Source organism: Clostridium oryzae (assembly GCF_002029235.1).
Taxonomy (GTDB): Bacteria; Bacillota; Clostridia; order Clostridiales; family Clostridiaceae; genus Clostridium_AE; species Clostridium_AE oryzae.
Map to the genome: position 1 here is coordinate 1 of NZ_MZGV01000028.1, position 19,909 is coordinate 19,909.

Genomic DNA, 19,909 nt, shown 5'->3' on the forward strand with positions numbered 1-19,909 from the left:
CCCTCTATGAGGCAGGTTACCCACGTGTTACTCACCCGTCCGCCGCTAGAAACCGAAGTCTCTCGCTCGACTTGCATGTGTTAGGCACGCCGCCAGCGTTCGTCCTGAGCCAGGATCAAACTCTCAATTTAAAAGTTTGTCTTGCTCTTACTTACTTTATCTCAAGTATCTCTTTCGAGATCTCTCAGAATTGCCGGTTTATTTTAACAAATTCCTTTGTCTTACCTTTTTCCTCTGTTCAATTTTCAAAGACCATAAGTTCATTTAATTATGAACTAAATATCGCTAATTCTCATATTGTATTAACCAACCTGTCGTTAAGCGACTTTTACATCTTAGCATGTCCATTTCTTAATGTCAAGACATTTTTCGAAGTTTTTTTACTTCGTTTTCGGACAGCTTTCATATATTAACACGTTCATTTTCTTGTGTCAACATATTTTTTGAAGTATTTTTTATTGGACTTTCCGTTTCCGGAAACCCCTCGTCTGTACTTCAGCACCAGACGGTTTTTATATAATATCACATTATCTCTGCATGTTTGTTACCTTATCAAGTTTCCAACGAAGTTAAATTATCTATAATAGCTTATTCATCTTTTTTCTCTACTTTTCGCATGCTGATACACTAGGAAGAGTTTTTATACAACAATTTACATTCATTGTGATTCTTTGTTAAAAACCAAACACAACTTTTATAAATTGTTCAAAACGATATTAAATCATTTACTATATTTCTAAGTATATTATGTTAATTATCTGCCAAATATCTACAATATGCTCTTAACTTTGTTAAATTTTTAGTGTAGATACGCTTTCCAAACTTGTTGCAAAGTTCAGAATATAAAAAAGGAAATGTTGTAGCACTACAAAGATTGATCCATTCATTAAGTAATTACACCATATCTCTTTTTAACCTAATATTTACTTAACATTGAAAGTTCTCTTGAACATAGGAGTATCTATACAATCAAAATTCAGCCATGCTGAATTTGGGTCGTATAGATACTCCTAATTATTTTAATAATCCTTTGGACGTAATAGGTATAGTCTTAGTTTTTAAAAAGTTATCTGCTGATTATTAGACTTAAATTTTCAGAAATTCTGCTTAGCAGAATTTCTTCCTTCACTTTTCTCTTCTCTCTTTTCTCTCTTTACTTGCTTCTAGCTTTCTATATTTCTCTTAAATACTATGGCCGTAAATGAAAAGTACACCAAAGCAGTTATAAAAACTACTGCTGCCGTAGCTATTACATAAAATATTATCGCTGTCTTTCCAATATAGACCTCAATAGGTAATGACAAAGCTTGTACTATGATTTTTATAACGATTCCACTGAATATTGCTGCAACTAAAGCAGGAATTCCGAACCATATGCCCATCTGCTTCAAAATTAGTTTACTTATTTTCCTCTCATCTACTCCTAACTTTCTCAATACATTGAATCTATCCTTATGCTCCATAGAATCAGAAAGCTGTTGGAGAGACAAAACTGTAAAACAGATTACAAGCAGCACTACTCCCCCGTAAACTAACAGAAGATTAGTAGATAGGGCACCCGTCATTGATTCGTTTGTCTGCAGTGTCTTTAAGCGTATTCTTGTATAATTGCCAGTCTTTGCATCCTTTTGTTGTACATGATCATAAATATATTGATTAATTTTCAATGCTTCTTTATAGGTTGGAGTATCCTCCATATTACCGGCATAAAACGTATTTGCTGCAGTAAGTTTCTTACACTCATTATCCGGAAGGATAAAAATTGCTTCGTTAAATGGATTATTGTAAATATATTCTCCAAGCCCAGCCTTATAGAATTTTTTATTCTGCAGCTTAAGCTTTGTATTCTTAATTTTCAGTACAGTATTTTTAGAGAGAAACTTGTTTATTTCTTCCTTGCTAAATGTAGCCGCCCATTGAGTTGTAAAACATCCGTTTTCTAAAGATATTTTCTCAAGACCAACTAACTTCCTCAGCTTATTATAGTCACTTAATTTCATAGCTAGTATGGGAAACTTTCTCCATTCTCTTTTATAAAAATCTTTATCATCAGTAAAATACATTCTTATTTGAACATGATCCTTTAATTTATGTCCTTCTTTTTCCATATACTTTGATATAAAGCTATAGTCTTCATCAGTTAAATTATCAAGTTTATCACCATTTGCATAGCTGCTGATAACCTGAACATCAAAAGTTGCTTTTATTCTAAGGTAGCCAAGCATATACTGTGCCATTATAGTTCCCATAACTAATGTTACTACTGCTAGCAATAATGTTATCGTTATGATTGTCATAGTTTTTGCCGTAGTTCTAAGTTTAGCTGTTAACTGTCCAAAAAGAAATAAATTTTCATGTTTGTATTTCAGCTTTGTAAATCTATTCTTAACAAATATCAAAACACTTGATAAGCAATAATATAAACCAAAAATAGAGTATGTGCTAAACAAAATTGCCGCTATAGCCAGAATAAGTTTTTCATTTCCAAGTCCACTTGTTCTTATGGTAAGAGATTTCAGTATAAAAATAACTGCGGCCATTGAATCAATAGAAAGCAATAAAACTATTAAATTTAAAATACTATAATTCTTTTTGCTTGGATGCATAATTACATAACCAGCATAAATAATATTAATTAATATAAAAATTGATGCTGTAATAATCATAGAAGATATAAAGAAATTTGGAGCTATATTCTTATTGGTTTCTCTAAGCTTATTTAGCATATCTATACCTATTACCGCCACTTTAACCGATAGAACTGATAATATTATGAAGGATACATACATCAATATGCTCCTTCTGAACTCTACTTCCGTCTTTCTTCCATCATTAAGCATATCTATAATCTTTAACTTTCTTATGGTTCTTACATTAAGTATACCTATTAGTGCAAAAATAAGTATAAAAAATAGCAGTGTTATCAACATGGTATCCGGGTATAAGGAGAAATAGATGTTATAGGGTTGTTTTAAAGAGCTCATAATTATAGCTGTAAGTACCTGTGAAAGCAAGGAGCCAAAAATGACGCCTGCCAGAATTGAAAATATACCCATAACAAAGGTTTCTATAAAGAAAAGCAGCACAGTGATCTTCTGTTCCATCCCTATTATGGTGTGTATTGCAAACTCCTTTTTTCTTCTGCTAATCATATAATTATTAACATATATAATCAAAAATATAAGTATAGAAGTTATAAAAAACGCTGCATACCGAATATATTTGTACATCGTTGTAAGATCAAATGTATCTGGAAGATTACTTCTATAATAAGAGCTTGATAACGAAGCAAAAGCGTAAAACAAACTAACGCATAAGGTCAAGGTTATAAAGTAAATAACATAATCCTTAATTGATCTTTTTACATTCCTTAATGCCAGTTTAGCGTACATCGGAGAGATCACCTCCAAGCAGAGCCATCACATCCAGTATTTCATTGAATAGTTCCTTTCTCGATTTTTCTCCTCGAAAAATTTCATTAAATAGCTTTCCGTCTTTTAAAAACAATATTCTTTTACAGTAGCTGGCAGAAAAGGCATCATGGGTTACCATTAAAATAGTAGCATTAAGCTGCTTGTTCATGCTCACTATGGTCTCTAAAAGCATCTGAGCAGATCTTGAATCTAAGGCTCCAGTAGGCTCGTCCGCAAGAATTAGTTTGGGATTATTTATTATAGCCCTAGCACAGGCACAGCGCTGCTTTTGTCCTCCGGATACTTGATATGGAAATTTGTTTAGAATCTCTTCAATTCCTAATTGCTTTGCTATTTTTAAAACCCTTGAATCGATTTTCTCCGCTTTCACTCTATTTATCGTAAGAGCTAAAGCTATATTTTCATGTATAGTTAATGTATCTAATAAATTGAACTCTTGAAATATGAATCCCAGATTTTCTCTTCTAAACCTCGCAATATCCTTATCTTTTATTTCTGTTATGTCTTTTCCGTTAAGGAATATATGGCCTGCACTAACAGCATCTATAGTAGATATAACGTTTAGCATAGTGGTCTTTCCTGAGCCCGAAGCCCCCATAACCCCTATAAACTCTCCTTCACCTACCTCGAAGCTGATATCATCAATGGCTTTCGTGATGTTGTCCTTATTCCCATAGTATTTCTCTATGTGCTCAATTTTCAATATATTATTCATTTTCTTCACCTCTGATGACATTCTACAAAGAATTCTTACATAGTTGTATAGAGTTAGATTACGATAATCTTACAAAATCTTAAGATTAAAAAGTGGCGTATAATCTCCGTCGCCCGGAAAATGCCTCCTACGATTACACGCCACTTAAACCGCCTCTATGCATCTAAAGAACATTATTTTATATAGTGATTCTTTTCAAATTTCTTTCATATTAATTTTCAAAGTAGTATTTTCTACGCAGCTTCTATTTATCTCTTCGTGAAAACTATATAATCATTTTTCCATTAGGTTCACATATTTTTTTCTATAAAAATATATCGTAGGAATAATCAAAAATAGAAATTCACAGTCACCAAAAGGATTAATTTATCTTTACAAACGTTCCTTTAGGAAAAAATAATCTAACCGAAGTATATTCATTTAGTTTTGAACTTATCGATATCCCTATGCCTAGCTTTTCACACAATTTCTTAGATAAATAGAGTCCTATCCCTGTAGATTTATCATTTTTTCTCCCATTAGAACCAGTGAAACCTTTTTCAAACACTCTTGGAAGCTCACTTTCATCTATTCCAACTCCATTATCTTTAACAAATATAGCTACACCTTTTTCCTCTTCAGAAACTAATATTTCAATAATTGCATTACATTCCTTTCTGTACTTTACCGCATTTATGATAAGCTGATTTAAGATGAATTCTATCCACTTGCTGTCAGTAAATGCTGTAAGTTTACTCTGAGTAACATCAATTCTGATGCCGTTCCTTAAAAGCAGCTGCTTATTTTTCACCACGGCAGCATTTATACAATTAGAAAGCTGTGTTTCTTTTATCAGATAATCCTTCTCAACATTTTCACTTCTAGCATAGAATAATACTTGTTCTACAAAGTTATCAACGCTCTCAAGTTCAGATAGTATCCTTCTAATTACATCATTCTTATTGTTTTCACAGATAAGCTTTATTGAGGCTATTGGTGTCTTAATTTCATGCACCCAGCTTTCTATATATTCCTTGTAAGCTTTTCTTTCATTTTTTATTGAAGTTATATTTTCTATCATAGATTTATTAGCCGATTTCAGTATATTATAAAATTGCAGATTTTCTAAATCATATGGTTTTTCCATAATCTCGGCAATAAGATATTTTTGCTTAAGCTGATTAACAGTATGAAACAAATTATCAAAGTATTTCTTTTTATAATAATACTGTATAGCTATGTATACAGTTAAAATAAGTAACCAAAATATCAAAACAAGTACTAATACATGCGCCTCCGTACCAGTAGCTATCAGAAATATAAACATGGCTAGCATAGACATTAAATTAACTAGAAGCATGATTATTTTATCCTTTAGAAATCCATATAAGCTCATATCATATACCCCTGACCGCGTTTTGTTTTTATAAAATCATCAACTCCTATAGTTGATAATTTTTCTCTAATCCTTGTAATATTAACACTCAGTGCATTATCGTCAATAAACATACTGTTATCCCAAAGGTATTCTACAATATCCATTCTTGGAGTTATCGTCCCTCGATGTAAAAATAGATAATGAAGTATCTTAAGTTCTGTCTTAGTCAATTCACTTTCTTTATCCTGATTGATAATCTTACTTGAAGCTATATTGAGCGTAACTTCTTTATAATTTATAATTACTCCGTTTTCTTCATCATTGTAAGCTCTCTTTAAAACCGCTTCTATCCTTGCCAGTAAAATTGCTGAGTTATATGGCTTTGTAATAAAATCATCACCGCCAAGTGTAATACTTTTGAGTTCATCCATATCTGAATTTCTGCTGGTTACAAATATGATTGGAACCTTAGAAAAGCTCCGTATTTCCATACAGAGCTTGAAGCCATCCTTTTGAGGAAGGTTTATATCTAAAAGTATTAAATGGGGTTTTAGTAGTTTAACATCTTCTACTATATTTTCAAAGTCATCCACTGACATTACTCCATATCCGCTGTTTCCAATTAAGATAGCAATTTCTCTTCTAATATCTTCATTATCTTCAACAACCATTATGTTTTTCATTATAAACCCCTTCTATATTTACTTATATTCCTGAGCTAACTTTTCGAATGCAGGCAGTGATTTTACAATCTGTTCCGTCTTAACACAATAGGAGATACGTACATGTCCTGGGCAGCCGAAATCATCTCCAGGCACTATAAGCAGATTGTGTTTTTTTGCTCTTTCACAGAAAGCATAGGCATCTGGCTCTAGTGATTGAGGAAAAAGATAAAACGCTCCTTCAGGCTTAACACACTTATAACCTAATTTAATAAGTCCATCATATAATAAATCTCTGTTTTTTCTATATATTGATATATCAGAAGTCTGTCCTGCGCATTTCGCAACCACTTTTTGAAACAAACTTGGAGCACATACATATCCAAGAGCTCTTCCTGCTCCGCACACAGCTGCATATACCCTCTTTGAATCTTCCATTTCGTCTGGTACAACAATGTACCCTATTCTTTCTCCTGGAAGTGATAAAGATTTACTATAAGAATAACATACAAAAGTATCATTATAATATTTCGTAACATAAGGAACATTGACATCATAAGCAACTTCACGATAAGGTTCATCAGAAATAAGATAAATCGCATGTCCGTACTGTTTTTCCTTCTCTTTTAGTAGATCTGTAAGTTTTACGATAGTTTCTTCCGTATATACAACTCCGGAAGGGTTATTAGGAGTATTTATAATAACTGCCTTTGTCTTTTCATTTATTCGTTTCTCAAACTCATTAAAATCTATTTGAAAATTCTCAATCTGTGCAGGCACCACTATAAGTTTCCCGCCAGCTGCTTCAACAAAACATCTATACTCAGGAAAGTATGGAGCAAACGTTATAAATTCATCTCCAGGGTTGGCTAAAGCTAAAAAGCATGCACTTATAGATGCTGCTGCTCCTAACGTCATATATAGATTGTCAGCTCCAAAATTTGTGCCAAACCTTTTATTTATAGATTCAGCCAACGTCTTTCTGACTTCAGCATCTCCCTGAGCACTAGTGTAGCCATGCACGTTCACTGGATTTTCCTGTTCAAGTATTTCTATAATAGCTTTTTTCACCGCTTCTGGCGCAGGAACATTAGGGTTTCCGATACTAAAATCAAACACATTTTCTGCTCCAATTTCAGCTGCTCTCTTTTTCCCGAATTCAAATAACTCTCTTATTACAGATCGTTTACTTCCAAGTTCATACATCTTTTCTGATATCATTTTCCTTATTCCTCCTAAATGTTATTAACTATATTAATTGGTCTTTCACCTTTTATGTATCTGCTTATATTATTCCATAAACATTGGTGCATTCTTCGAAAAGCACCATCTGTTGTTCCGCCGATATGAGGCGAAAAAAACAGTTTATATTTTGATTCCTCAGGAAGATTCAATAATGGATTATCTAAAGTTACAGGCTCTGGCGATAATGTATCAAGCCCAGCCCCCATCAGTTTATCCGATAGCAAAGCATCCTTCAGTGCCAATTGGTCCACAAGCTCTCCTCTGGCAGTATTGATTAATATAGCATTCTGCTTCATTTTATCTATAAAGTTTTTATCTACAATATTTGCAGTTTCTTTTGCTACTGCCAAATGAAGACTGACTATATCGCATACTGGTAAAAGCGCTTCCAACGTTCTATATTCAACTTGATATTCCTTCTCAATTTCTTCTGACATCCTAGTTCTATTATAATAATAAGTCTTAGACCCAAAGCTTGCAAGTCGTTTAGCTGTTTCTTTTCCTATAGCTCCAAAGCCGACGAGCCCAACAGTACAGTCCCCGAGTTCCGTAATGCCGCTTAACATCATTTTTTCCTTTGTTTCTATCTGGTGACCCTTTCTTACTTCGCTATCTCCCTCAAGTGCATTTCTAAGCATAGCCAGCATAAGAAATATAGTTTGTTCTGCTACTGCTGCTGCATTTGCACCCTTGTTGTTGCATACATATATGTTAAGCTGCCTAGCTGTTTTAATATCAATTTTGTCAAAGCCTACTCCTTCCGAGTGAATAAGTTTTAATTTAGGCATATTTTTTATTAGGTAGCTGCTTATCTTTTTTATTACATCCGTTACAATAAACTCTGCGTCACCAGCTAATCTAAGTGCTTCATCGTCGCTGCAGTTTTTATCTAAAAAAACAAGTTCCATACCTTCAGGCACATTGCAGTATTTGCCATATTTTTCTATTCTTTCTTTACTGCTGAATATTAAAGTCTTCACCTCTGCATTACCTCACTATATCTTTCTACTAATCTTAAAGCGATCGCAATCCTATGCTTTTTTACTAATAGTTTATCAGAAAAAATTATTGTATGCTAATATTATTTGCAGTATCCTTAGGAAGAATTAGTTCAAATATTATTCTTTGCCCTTGAATTTTAACTTCGGCTTTCCCATTATGCAGCTTTAATATTTCCTGGGTAATAGAAAGTCCTAGTCCACTTCCAACCTTTTTTCCGTTCTGCTTTCTCGATTTGTCCTGTTTATATAACCTCTTAAAGAACTTTGCTGCCTCCGCTTCTGATACTTTCTGCAGCGGCACACTGCTTACAGCTATTACACCATAACTTTTTTTATGAATAATTCTCTGATTAACATTTACTTCTACAGTAGTTCTCTTCTTTGAATATTTCAATGCATTAGATAAGAGATTATTTATCGCTCTATATAGAAGTTCTCCATCACCACTTATATTTATTGGATTATCATCTAAAGCTGCAATTAGTTCTAAATCGCCTTTCTTAAAGAATGAAGCTTCTTCCTCGATTATCTGCCTTACCAATTCCTGAATATAAATAACTTCTACATTGAATTCAATATCCTTTGAAGATAACTTTGAGTAATCGAAAAAATCATCCAACATCGTTTTAAGATAGCTGCCTTTTCTGTTCATTATAGATATATATTCATAAAGTTCAGCTTCTGTTTCGTATTTTCTTTCTTGAATCATATTTATATAACCAATTATTGTTGTAAGGGGCGTTCTTAAATCATGTGAAATGTTCGTTAGAAATTCTTTTCTTTTATCCTCTTCCGTTTGCAGTTCCGAAACCATATAATTTACATCCTGAGCCAGACGCGTCAACTCGTTTTTATATTTTATTGGTACCTTATACGTCAAATCTCCTTCAGCAATTATTCTCACTGACTTGTTTATGCTGATAAGATATCTTAATCTTCCGCTTATGAGCAAAACATATATCAATGGAAATAGAATTAGAAGATACAAAAATGCTTTGTTGTCATCTTCTACACCACCAGCATAATTAAAAAAAAGATATTGACCATTCTGTATATAATAGCAGCCTTCAACATTTGCATAGTACCTTCTGTCATTCTGCAAAATGCCGTTCTTATCAGATAATCGTGACACACTCTTATAACCATTTTTTATATATTGGGGATCAATCTTTAACGTACTGCTATTAGTACCTGTAATAACTCTGCCTTTCCTATCAACTAAATAAATTGTATAGCTGTCTTCCCAAAATCGTTTTATTGTATCTTCTGCTTTTTCTTCATTGTAGTTTTTTATTCTGTGAAGAGAATTTACCAAAATATTGATTTTATTTTTGTAAACATATTCATAAGTCTGTTTATCATCTTTTCTTCCTATGCCAAAATCATTTTTCACTATACTATTTATTAGAAGTGCTAATATTACTGAAATAATCAGAGCTGCAAAAATAAATATTACAAGTTCTATTCTAAGACTTTTGATCCTTTTCAATCTTATATCCCACTCCCCAAATAGTTTTTATATACTTGCTTCCTTTAACCTTGTCTCCAATCTTTTCTCGTAGATTTTTAATATGTGCTAGTACACTGTTGTCATTTTCAAGAAAATCTTCTTTCCATATAAGTTCATAAATATTTCTTGTTGAAAATACTTTGCCTTTATTTGCAGCCAACAACGCTAGTATTTCAAACTCCTTATTAGTAAGACTTATCTGATACTCATCCCTTATAACGGTATGCTCCTCAATATTAATTTCAAGATCTTTTACATATAAGATGTTATCTTTGTGATTCATCTGCCCGTATTCAGCTCTTTTTAATATGGCCTTAATTCTAAAAGAAAGTTCGGTAAAATCAAATGGTTTTATTACGTAATCGTCGCAGCCCTTCATAAATCCAAGTACTTTATCCATCTGCTGTCCTTTAGCTGTTAAAAGTATTACCGGAACTTGCGTAAATTCTCTCATTTTACTAAGCATCGTGTATCCATCCATATTAGGCATCATAACATCAAGCAAAACAAGAGAAAAGGATTCTCTCTTTAAAAAATCCAGTCCCTCTTGTCCATCATATGCACACTGTACAGCATAACCCTCTTTTTCAAAATAGGTACTCAGCATATCTACTATATCCTTGTCATCATCTACAATTAAAATATTATTAATCAATTCTTTCACTCCTAATTTTCCCTAAGCAACTCATAGTCCGCCTTTTTATTTGCTTTTATAACCGGCATAATAAATGAAACAATACAAAGTATAGTAGCAGCCGCAATTGCTATAAAAACATCAAACTGCGAAGGAGCCTGTTTTATGCCAAGCATATTACAGATAGCTTTAGACAGCAAACTATAAAAGCTGCAGGCTATTACAGCCGACATGATTATCAACATTATTTGTTTTATAACATAATACACAAATATAAAACTTTTACCAAGTCCAAGCGCTCTTATAATCGCATCCTGCTTTCTTTCTTCCGAAGCAGTTATATAGACTATATTAACATTAAAAAGCAAAGATGAAAATATAACCATCAATGATAAAATCTTAAAGAGTTTTATATAGCGTTCGATAAATTGCGAGAGGCTATTTCCTAACGTATTTATTGCGATTATCGGGGAGTTGTTTATTTTATTCATCCAACTATGTCCATTTGAACTTATAAAGTAAATTTCTCTTTTTCCTCCACCACTATATGGTGCCAATATACCATTACTGTTTACAAAAGAATTATCATAAACTCCAGTTATTTTAAAATTTCTTTCTCCTCTTTCTGTTTGGATTTTAAGCATATCTCCAACCTTAAGTTTATTTGTTTTTTCATAATTAGTGGTAATAAGACATCCATTATCATTTCTGAAGTCTAAATTCTTTCCATCAACTAATTTAAATTTTAATTTGTAATCCTTCTGTTTTATGCCATACAGCTCTATCTCCCCATCCTCAATTTTGTGATTTTCTATTTTTCCGGCACTGACATAACATTTTGTATAAGCTTTAACACCATTACTTTTCGTTAAAACTCCCTTTACATCATCTTTATCGCTTTTTTGAAGCAGATAATTATATGGAAGTTTCTTTTTTAACGTACTACGAACATTGTTTTTAATCGTTCTCCCCATCAATACCGACACTAATATAAAAGATACTGTTATAGCTAAACTCAAAGCTATTAAAGAAAACATCATGAAGTTTTTCTTCACATTTTTAAAAGTGTAAATAACTGCATTGTTTCTAAAAGGTATGCTGGTGAGCAGTTTTATTATAACTGAGCAAATGATAAGAAAAAGTCCGATGACTACCAATATTCCTAATGACATTCCTAGATTTATTCCACTTCCAATGTAAATTGAGTAAGCAACAATTATGACAGGCATTATCAATAATAGTAAAATAAATGTTCTCTTTTTTAATCTATTTAAATCCTCTTCATTTTCTCTCAAAATAGAAATACCTTTTATACCCTTTAATATAGTGAACGGTATGTTAATAACCAATAAGAAAAACATTATGTTTAGCAAAATCCCCTTAATACCAATAGCAATTTCGATTATCAATGATACACACTGCCCGGCATAATTTGCTCTAAGTATCACTGGTACCAGAAAAACTCCCGAAACCAAAGATATTATAACTGGAATGCCAACTATTATCAGCATTTCTAATCCTAACGCTTTCCTTATATCTCTATTTTCTATAGACATAAGCTTCATTATTGCTATATCTCTTTTCCTTCGAACAATTAATATTAAACAAGTGCTGACCATAGTGACTGAAGATAATATATATGCCATCGTAGTCAATATACCCAGGGTTCCTATCTCCATATCTTCTTTACTTTTGATTTGTGCTTTTCTATCCTTTATTGAAAAATATCTGCAGGAGCTGTCCTTTAACTTCAACTGCCTTTTTAAATACTCTCCATTTCCTTTTCCCTGTATATATGCACGGCTTGGCCTAGATGATTTTTCAGCTATTTTTGCATAACTAATTATTTCATCATCACTACTAACAGCCATAGGGCTTTCTTCTATAGCTTTTATGTCATATGTTTTAGCTCCCAGCTGTTCATTAATTACCGTAATCTTATCTCCTGCACTAAGCGAAATGTTTTTCGCAAGCTGTTCTGCAATTATTATCTGATTATTTTTTAACCCATTTTCACCCAAAATTATATTTGCATAAATCTTTCTTCCATCCTTATTTTTAAAAAAGGCTGCACCTGCTCCTTTTAACGTCACTTTATATTTACCTTCATCTAAACTATTTAGCTCTTTAATAAATTCCCTGGAAAAACAGTTTGAATATATGGAAAGCATTCCTCCATTTATAGCCTTAATGTTATTTTCATTATAATTCTTTAAGTTCAATGCAACTATTGGAACTACTATTGACAAAGTTGAGGTTATTAAAATAGAAATTAGCGTAAAAAATATAAGCAGCTTTTCCTTTTTCATCTTTTTTAAATTGTATAATCTAAATACGTTAAGATAATTCACTTATCTCACCGTCCTTTAGAATAATTTTTCTTTCTCCCAAAGCCCCTATGTCCTTATCATGTGTAACTATTATTAATGTACAGCCTGTTTCTTTTCTAATATTCATTAATAATTCTATTACCCTCTTACTATTCACACTATCCAGTGCTCCTGTTGGCTCATCACAAAGAATTATCCTAGGATTATTTACAAGCGCTCTTACCACTGCAACTCTTTGAGCTTCTCCTCCTGAAAGTGAAGCTGAATTTGAATTTTTCTTATGCTGAAGTCCCACTTTTTCTAAAAGTGACTCTCCTTTCCTCTTTTTTTCTCTGTAACTGCTTTTATCTTTCATTGCGATGATCAGATTTTCTAAGGGAGTTAGTGCTGAAATTAAATTTGCGTTTTGAAATATAAGTCCAATATTTTTTCCTCTGAAAGCCTCTATAGCTTTTTCACTCAGCTTTCCCATATTGTTATTATCGATACATATGTCTCCAGTGGTCGGAGTATCTAAAAGTGCTAATAAATATAGTAAAGTCGATTTTCCTCCTCCTGAGGGACCCATTATTGTAACAAAATCTCCATCAGCTATAGACAAATTAATATTTTTTAGTACTAACTGTTTAACATCACCTTTAACAAAATCCTTGCGTACATTTCTTATTGAAATCAAAAAAATTCCCCCTTAAACTTGTTCCTACAAATACAAGTTTAAAGGGAAAAACTTTAGAAACTATTTATTAAAAATGAAGAAAAAATGAAAAATAAGGGATGAGTGACCTCTGTCGGCTGAAAAATGCCTCCGACGGTCACTCATCCCTTTAACCGACTCTATGCATCTACAGAGTATTATTTTCTATACTACTTCTTACAAATTATTTTCTTGTTTATTTGCTGGATAGTGTTTTCTTTAGAATTACCTTTATATTACTTCGTATATTATATAGTTACTTCTTTAACAATACATGTAATATATTCCTGTAGTGTTGAAAGTTATCTGCTGATAATCAGGTTTAAAATCTCAGGAATTCTGCACAGCAGAATTTCCACCTTCACTTCACTCTTTACTCTTTTCTCTTTTCTCTTTACTCTCTGCTCTCTACTCTTTTGTACTTGCCATCTTACAGTTTATTTTATGAGGATACTTACACTCAACACAGTTTTCTGCGCAGGATTCTACGTGTATCATTACCTCAGTATTCTTTAGTAAGCTATCTAAATCTGCCTCTATTTTATCACAAATATCATGTGCGCTTTTTACTGATATATTTTCAGGCATAACTAAATGCAGGTCCACACATTTTGTACTTCCTGATTTTCTAGTTCTTAAATTATGAAAATTACAATAAACAGAACTATATTTATCAATAACATCTTGAATAACTTTTATTTCTTTATCTGATAACTTTGTATCCAAAAGCGGATTAAATGCTGTCTTTAATAATTCAAAGGATTCTTTTAATATAAATAAAGCAACTATAATAGCCACTATAGGGTCTAAAAATTCAAGTTTTGTAATGCAGATTAATAATAATCCGCTGCCTACTCCAAGGGCAGTATAAACATCGGTTTTAAGATGAAGTGCGTCTGCTTCAAGAGCTATAGAATCCTCCTGTTTAGCTACTTTGTACAACTTTCTCGAAACCATGAAATTTATTCCAGATGAAATAAACATAACTATAAATCCCATAGCTAAAAAGCCTACCTTGCCATTAGGATGCAGAATCTTATTAACAGATTCTATTATTATCCATACAGCAGCTGCAAAAATTAATAATGACTCAATAACTCCAGAAATATTTTCAAATTTTCCATGACCATAGGGATGTTCTTTATCAGCTGGTCTGCTAGATATCCTAACTGAGAAAAAAGCTATTATTGCAGCTATTAAATCCATTGTGGAATGAATTGCTTCAGATAATATACTAACAGAACCAGTGTATAAACCCACCAACAGTTTCATGCCCATAAGCACAGAATTAGATATTACTGAAAGTCGGGCCACTTTGGTCTTACTATTCATAAAATTGCCTCCAAAATAATTGTTTATTATCAAATGATAATAAGGTATTAGATATATAATAATGAAAATATGTTTGAATGTCAATATTTATACATCAAATGATTCAATCGATATGATTATCAATTGATAACTTAAAATTAACAAGTACACTTATCAATTGCACTAAATATTCATATATTTACTTCTTTCATTTTTCAATAATACTGTTCTCATTTAAAAAGTTCATTGAAAAAGAATGGAAGTGATTTTCGTCAGCCGCAAAATGCCTCCTACAATTACTTCCATTCTATATAATTAACCTATTATTATTTTAAATTAGTCATCGCTTTTTCAGCCCAACTGGAATCCTTATATATAGCTCTTCCAACACCAATTAAATCTGCTTTACCTTCAGCAAGAATTTTCTCTGCAGCCTCAACTTCTGTAATCCCTCCCGTTACCATAACAGGTATCTTTACCTGCTTTTTTATTTCTTGAGATAATACTGAGAAATATCCTTGCTCAGTAAGTCCTGGAACTAAGTATCCACAGAAACCTCCTGAAATATCAAGCATATCTACTCCTGCCTTTTCAAATTCATAGGCAGCAGCTTTACTGTCTTCAATGGTCAATCCTCCATCTTTATAATCTGATGCTCCTAGACGCAAAAATATTGGAAAATCCTCCCCTACAGCTTCACGCACAGCTTTGATTACTTCCAGGTGAATCCTCCTTCTTCCTTGCATATCACCGCCATATTCATCAGTTCGTTTATTCGTTAGCGGCGATAGGAATTGGCTTAAAAGGTAACCATGAGCCGAGTGAATTTCCACTCCATCAAAGCCTGCTTTTTTCACTCTGGCTGCTGCTTTAGCAAAAGCCTCAATTATCTCCTTTATCTCATCTCTAGATAGTTCTTTAGGTATCTCGTTATCATTTCTTGCTGGATGCTCAACTGCTGAAGGTCCAACAATCTTCATTCCAGTTACGGCTTCCTTTGCTGCTATTCCAGCATGATTAATCTGCATAACTGTTTTTGAACCATTCTTGTGAATAGTGTCTGCTAACTGCTTTAACTTCTCTACAGCACCATCCTCAGCAATAGAAAGTTGATTGGGACTAGCTTTTCCCTGCTGCATAATAAAACTATGCTCAATTACAATTAATCCTATATAGCCGCCTTTAGACTTTTCATTATAATAATCTATTACAGCTTCACTTATTTCACCCTTAGCTCCTGATTTTGCAGTAGCCATAGGCGGCATAACCAATCTGTTTTTCAATTGTAATTTTCCTTGTGTTAATTCTTTATCTAAATACATTATATCTCCTCCTGCTTTTTAACTTTCAATAATAATATATCCCTTAGATTGAACTATAAGTCAATATATTTTATATTTTATAAAAGCAGATATACATATTGATTTAAACACCATATCAATTGGCCTTTAGTTTTGCTGATTTACTTCCCCAAACACACTCATTATTTGTTCCAACTGCACTGAAAGTCATAACTTTAGAAACTTTATCTGATTCGTCCTGCTGCCTGAAAAATACTCCTTTATACGTAATATTATTTATGGTTACACTCATATTATAAGTACCGTTTTTCATTGTCCAATTGCCCTTTAGGTCTCCAGTTACAGTCCTATCCTTGTTTAAAATTATTTTCTTCGTTTCAAGCATAGTATCACCGCTATTGGAAGTACCATGATTAATGAATTCATATTCTCCCACAACGTCTTTTTCTGAATATCCCTCTTTTGAAATATTATCTCCACTATATTCGTAAGGAGCAACAACCGGCCATCCATCCTTATTAACAAACATCTGATGTACTCTAACTTCGTGATACTCTGAGCCTGTATTAAATCTAGTATGATAGATTAGGTACATTTGACCATTTGAATCAATAAACGATGAATTATGTCCACAGGATTTATATCCCACTCTCATATTCTTCAATTTGTAATTGCCCATAAGCTTAATCCCGCAGTAGGCATTATCCACATTACCTTTTAATGTGGCTTTATTGCCGGCTGCATCTAAGTACGGTCCCTGAGGGTTTCGAGATCTGAATAGCCTCATATTGTAGCCGCCGTTAGCAGCTAAGCCTGCGTAAGACACATAAAGATAATAGTAGCCTGTATTTTTATCATACACTACAAACGGGCCTTCCCCTGACCTTGTATATCCCCCTGCTATTTTAATTCCAAAATACCTGTCTGTTACATTTCCGCCAGCCGCAATTCCATCCTTACCAGGATATATAGCTCTACCAGTCTGTTCATCTATTTGAAGCATATATATTCCACCTGACCATGAACCATACACCATCCAAAGCTTACCCTCTTTATCATAAAACAAATCTGGATCAATAGCATTAGGGGCATATTCTGTATTGTAAACGCCACCATCACCAAACCATTTCGAGTTAGGACCTTTTATAGTTCCCTTATCTATTAGCTTCTTAATGTTTGTATTTGTGTACTTAGTATTGATTTCGCTTCCTGAATCGTAAGCTTCATCTTTCGTGAAACCCGAATAGACAATTGTGTCAACATATTTATATGGGCCCTCTATATTTTGAGACACCGCATATCCTATGCAGGAACGCTTATAAGTAGACGAAGTGCAATAGTATATCATATAAGCACCTTTTTTGCCGTTATCGTTTACATAGTTTTTATTCCAAAATACATAGGGTGCCCATACTGAATATCCACCTTTGCAGTCAGAATCATCTTTCCCAGCCCAAGCAAAAGAACCAGCCAGATTTTTTGATAGATTTCCATAGAGTTTATTTCCAGGAGTCTTGTAGGAATTAGTAAACTTTGTCCAATTCTGCAGATCTGTAGATTGAGCAGCTTCAATATGAGAGCCAAATACATAATATTTATTACCAGCCTTTACTACAGAAGGATCATGTACCGAAACTCTTTTTTTAGATTTCTTTACTTGAGAACTAATACTTTTCTGTTCAGACTTGCCTGTCCTCCTAACGATTTCAATTGTCACTACACAAATAACAACAACCATAACCACAATAACAAAATATAATACGGACCTTTTTGATGGCTTTTTCATCCTAACAAATCCCTCGCTTCTATATTATTAATTAACGTCTTAATTTTAAGATTATATAAAACGTTTTATATTAATAATTATATTGTGTGTTGGCAATAAATGCAAGAGTATGTTAGTATTCTCTAAAAGTTATCCATAACCGTGAAAATACGTAATTTTCATAATACTAAGTTATGGATAAAATATTGTCTAATAGTTTATATTTATTTAAACCATTTATAAAGTTTAATATATACCAACCGAATCAAATGCAACACTGATAGCCTGAACTTCAGCTTTTTCCCCATACAAATCCTCTGCTGCCTGTAAAAGACAGTTCTTAGCATCCTCAAAATCAGTAGACGGGTTCATATATTCTACTAATGCCCTATAATATATCTTAGCTGTCTTCTCCATACCTATCTTTTTAGCTATCAGATATGCTGCTTTATTCGGGATACCTGAATTTAAATGAACTCCTCCCCAGTCTTCTTCCTTTACATCATCACAATATACGTAATCATCCATATTGTCTGGTTGTTCATATAATGTAGGATCCGCCAAACTACGCAGTGCATCTCCAGTTTTACGAGGAGTATATACTCCATCGCCTATGACCCAATCCTTTTTATTAAATTTCCATTTACCTCCGCTTGAAACTTTATATTTATCATAGGTTGAAATAAGCACACCGAATACATCTGCAATTGATTCGTTTAATGAACCAGACTCATTATGATACTCTAAATCGGCAGTGTTACTTATTACACCGTGTGTCATCTCATGAGCTACTATACCTAAATCACCGCTGAGATAAGTAAACTTTTTTCCATCACCATCGCCATAGATCATCTCGTATCCATCCCAAAATGCATTGTTAAATTTCTTTTTATAATGTGTGTATGAGACAATAGGCATTCCTTCGTCATCAAGGCTGTCCCTGTCAAATAATTTTCTGTAAAAATCTATTACTGAACCTGCATTATAATGAGCACTCACAGGGGCTTTATACTTTTCGCCACTAAATGCTTTTTTAGTGCTGGAAACTAATTTTTCGCCGGAGGTCTTGTTATTAAGATTATAAGTCAATATACCCTCAGTGCCATCTCTTGTGACATCTTTCATTTTGTATTTTTCAGATACCCTATACAAACTTAATTTTCTCTTCTTACCAAACACATCAACTCCAGATCCAGTAATTGGGCCATTCATTCTTATATTATTTTCAGTCTTAATGACCTTTCCGGAATGCACTTCTACATATACATCATGGTTTGTTATATTAGGCTTCATAAAAGAAATGTTAACTTTATATACCTGATAATTTATACCGTTTTTATTTACTATAACTTCTTCAGCTTTCGGTTCAAACCTTAAGCTATCATAACTATACTGTTTTTTTGCTATAGAAACAGCATCCTCTGCAGAGATTGTTCTGCCGCCTAGAGATTTAATTTCCTTAAACTTTTCTAAATTCCCATTTACACTCGTTATATATCCTTTTCTATTAAAATGCACATTTAGGCATGTATTATCAACTTTAATCCCATTAATAACTTGTACAAATTTCACATAGGTATGTTTATTGTCATTTTTTGTTTTAACAGCTTCTAAATCGCTCGAGGCATTTTCAATTCCTAATATACTTTTATTATTTTGCAAAAAATCAATGGCTGCCTTCTTCCCAACCTTCTGCTTTTTAGAAAGTTGTCCTGATAAAAATAATTGTCCATTCTTATCATACATTTTCAATTTTCCATTGCTCAAGCCTTCAAGTCTTTGTATAGCTTGTCTCTTTTCTATACTTTTTATTGGATCAGCTGCTTTTAGACTTAAGCTGTTTATTGAAGTGCCAAATAAAATTATACTTAAAGAAGCAACAGCAAATTTTCTTTTCATATCATTCCCCCAAATCCATATCGTAATATATCCATAATAATCCAATATATA

General features: G+C 32.8%; 14 protein-coding genes and 1 rRNA gene. All 15 read right to left on the reverse strand.

Annotated features, from left to right (window positions below):
- Positions 1–131, reverse strand: a 16S ribosomal RNA gene (locus CLORY_RS13005); the annotation flags it as partial.
- Positions 132–1,163: 1,032 nt separating this feature from the next.
- A complete protein-coding gene (locus CLORY_RS13010; RefSeq protein WP_079425130.1) occupies positions 1,164–3,392 on the reverse strand; it encodes an ABC transporter permease in 2,229 nt (742 codons plus the stop codon).
- On the reverse strand, positions 3,382–4,149 hold the full coding sequence (locus CLORY_RS13015; RefSeq protein ID WP_079425132.1) for an ABC transporter ATP-binding protein: 768 nt from the start codon (positions 4,147–4,149) through the stop codon (positions 3,382–3,384). The genes CLORY_RS13010 and CLORY_RS13015 overlap by 11 nt, the downstream gene beginning before the upstream one ends.
- 361 nt (positions 4,150–4,510) lie before the next feature.
- Entirely contained in the window at positions 4,511–5,524 is a 1,014-nt protein-coding gene (locus tag CLORY_RS13020; RefSeq protein ID WP_079425134.1) for a sensor histidine kinase, read from the reverse strand.
- Positions 5,521–6,189: a response regulator transcription factor gene (locus tag CLORY_RS13025; protein ID WP_079425136.1), complete on the reverse strand. Its 669-nt coding sequence runs from the start codon at positions 6,187–6,189 to the stop codon at positions 5,521–5,523. Before CLORY_RS13025 ends, CLORY_RS13020 begins: the two co-directional genes overlap by 4 nt.
- A gap of 18 nt (positions 6,190–6,207) precedes the next feature.
- Positions 6,208–7,389, reverse strand: a complete 1,182-nt coding sequence (locus CLORY_RS13030) for a pyridoxal phosphate-dependent aminotransferase (protein ID WP_079425138.1) — start codon at positions 7,387–7,389, stop codon at positions 6,208–6,210.
- Positions 7,390–7,403: 14 nt separating this feature from the next.
- Entirely contained in the window at positions 7,404–8,393 is a 990-nt protein-coding gene (locus tag CLORY_RS13035) for a 2-hydroxyacid dehydrogenase (protein ID WP_079425140.1), read from the reverse strand.
- Positions 8,394–8,478: 85 nt separating this feature from the next.
- The gene (locus CLORY_RS13040; protein ID WP_079425142.1) at positions 8,479–9,903 is read right to left on the reverse strand and encodes a sensor histidine kinase; all 1,425 of its coding nucleotides are present in this window, start codon (positions 9,901–9,903) and stop codon (positions 8,479–8,481) included.
- On the reverse strand, positions 9,881–10,576 hold the full coding sequence (locus CLORY_RS13045) for a response regulator transcription factor (RefSeq protein WP_423236523.1): 696 nt from the start codon (positions 10,574–10,576) through the stop codon (positions 9,881–9,883). The genes CLORY_RS13040 and CLORY_RS13045 overlap by 23 nt, the downstream gene beginning before the upstream one ends.
- Positions 10,577–10,590: 14 nt before the next feature.
- Entirely contained in the window at positions 10,591–12,909 is a 2,319-nt protein-coding gene (locus tag CLORY_RS13050) for an ABC transporter permease (protein ID WP_079425144.1), read from the reverse strand.
- Complete coding sequence (locus CLORY_RS13055) at positions 12,896–13,564, reverse strand: ABC transporter ATP-binding protein (RefSeq protein ID WP_079425146.1); 669 nt, start codon at positions 13,562–13,564, stop codon at positions 12,896–12,898. Before CLORY_RS13055 ends, CLORY_RS13050 begins: the two co-directional genes overlap by 14 nt.
- A 426-nt stretch (positions 13,565–13,990) precedes the next feature.
- Positions 13,991–14,914 (reverse strand): cation diffusion facilitator family transporter, encoded by a 924-nt coding sequence (locus tag CLORY_RS13060; RefSeq protein ID WP_079425148.1) that lies wholly within the window; start codon positions 14,912–14,914, stop codon positions 13,991–13,993.
- Positions 14,915–15,219: 305 nt separating this feature from the next.
- Positions 15,220–16,215 carry an NADH:flavin oxidoreductase gene (locus tag CLORY_RS13065; RefSeq protein WP_079425150.1) on the reverse strand — a complete coding sequence of 332 codons (996 nt, stop codon included), beginning with the start codon at positions 16,213–16,215 and terminating at the stop codon, positions 15,220–15,222.
- A gap of 115 nt (positions 16,216–16,330) precedes the next feature.
- Positions 16,331–17,980, reverse strand: coding sequence for a glycoside hydrolase family 43 protein (locus CLORY_RS13070; protein WP_079425152.1), 1,650 nt, complete (start codon positions 17,978–17,980; stop codon positions 16,331–16,333).
- A gap of 225 nt (positions 17,981–18,205) precedes the next feature.
- Positions 18,206–19,858 (reverse strand): M4 family metallopeptidase, encoded by a 1,653-nt coding sequence (locus tag CLORY_RS13075; RefSeq protein ID WP_079425154.1) that lies wholly within the window; start codon positions 19,856–19,858, stop codon positions 18,206–18,208.
- Positions 19,859–19,909: the final 51 nt, after the last annotated feature.

What these genes read in the sequence shown, in the direction of transcription:
- CLORY_RS13010 (WP_079425130.1), bottom strand. Translation starts at nt 3,392, where the DNA reads ATGTACGCTAAACTGGCATTAAGGAATGTAAAAAGATCAATTAAGGAT.
- CLORY_RS13015 (WP_079425132.1), bottom strand. Translation starts at nt 4,149, where the DNA reads ATGAATAATATATTGAAAATTGAGCACATAGAGAAATACTATGGGAAT.
- CLORY_RS13020 (WP_079425134.1), bottom strand. Translation starts at nt 5,524, where the DNA reads ATGAGCTTATATGGATTTCTAAAGGATAAAATAATCATGCTTCTAGTT.
- CLORY_RS13025 (WP_079425136.1), bottom strand. Translation starts at nt 6,189, where the DNA reads ATGAAAAACATAATGGTTGTTGAAGATAATGAAGATATTAGAAGAGAA.
- CLORY_RS13030 (WP_079425138.1), bottom strand. Translation starts at nt 7,389, where the DNA reads ATGATATCAGAAAAGATGTATGAACTTGGAAGTAAACGATCTGTAATA.
- CLORY_RS13060 (WP_079425148.1), bottom strand. Translation starts at nt 14,914, where the DNA reads ATGAATAGTAAGACCAAAGTGGCCCGACTTTCAGTAATATCTAATTCT.
- CLORY_RS13065 (WP_079425150.1), bottom strand. Translation starts at nt 16,215, where the DNA reads ATGTATTTAGATAAAGAATTAACACAAGGAAAATTACAATTGAAAAAC.
- CLORY_RS13070 (WP_079425152.1), bottom strand. Translation starts at nt 17,980, where the DNA reads ATGAAAAAGCCATCAAAAAGGTCCGTATTATATTTTGTTATTGTGGTT.
- CLORY_RS13075 (WP_079425154.1), bottom strand. Translation starts at nt 19,858, where the DNA reads ATGAAAAGAAAATTTGCTGTTGCTTCTTTAAGTATAATTTTATTTGGC.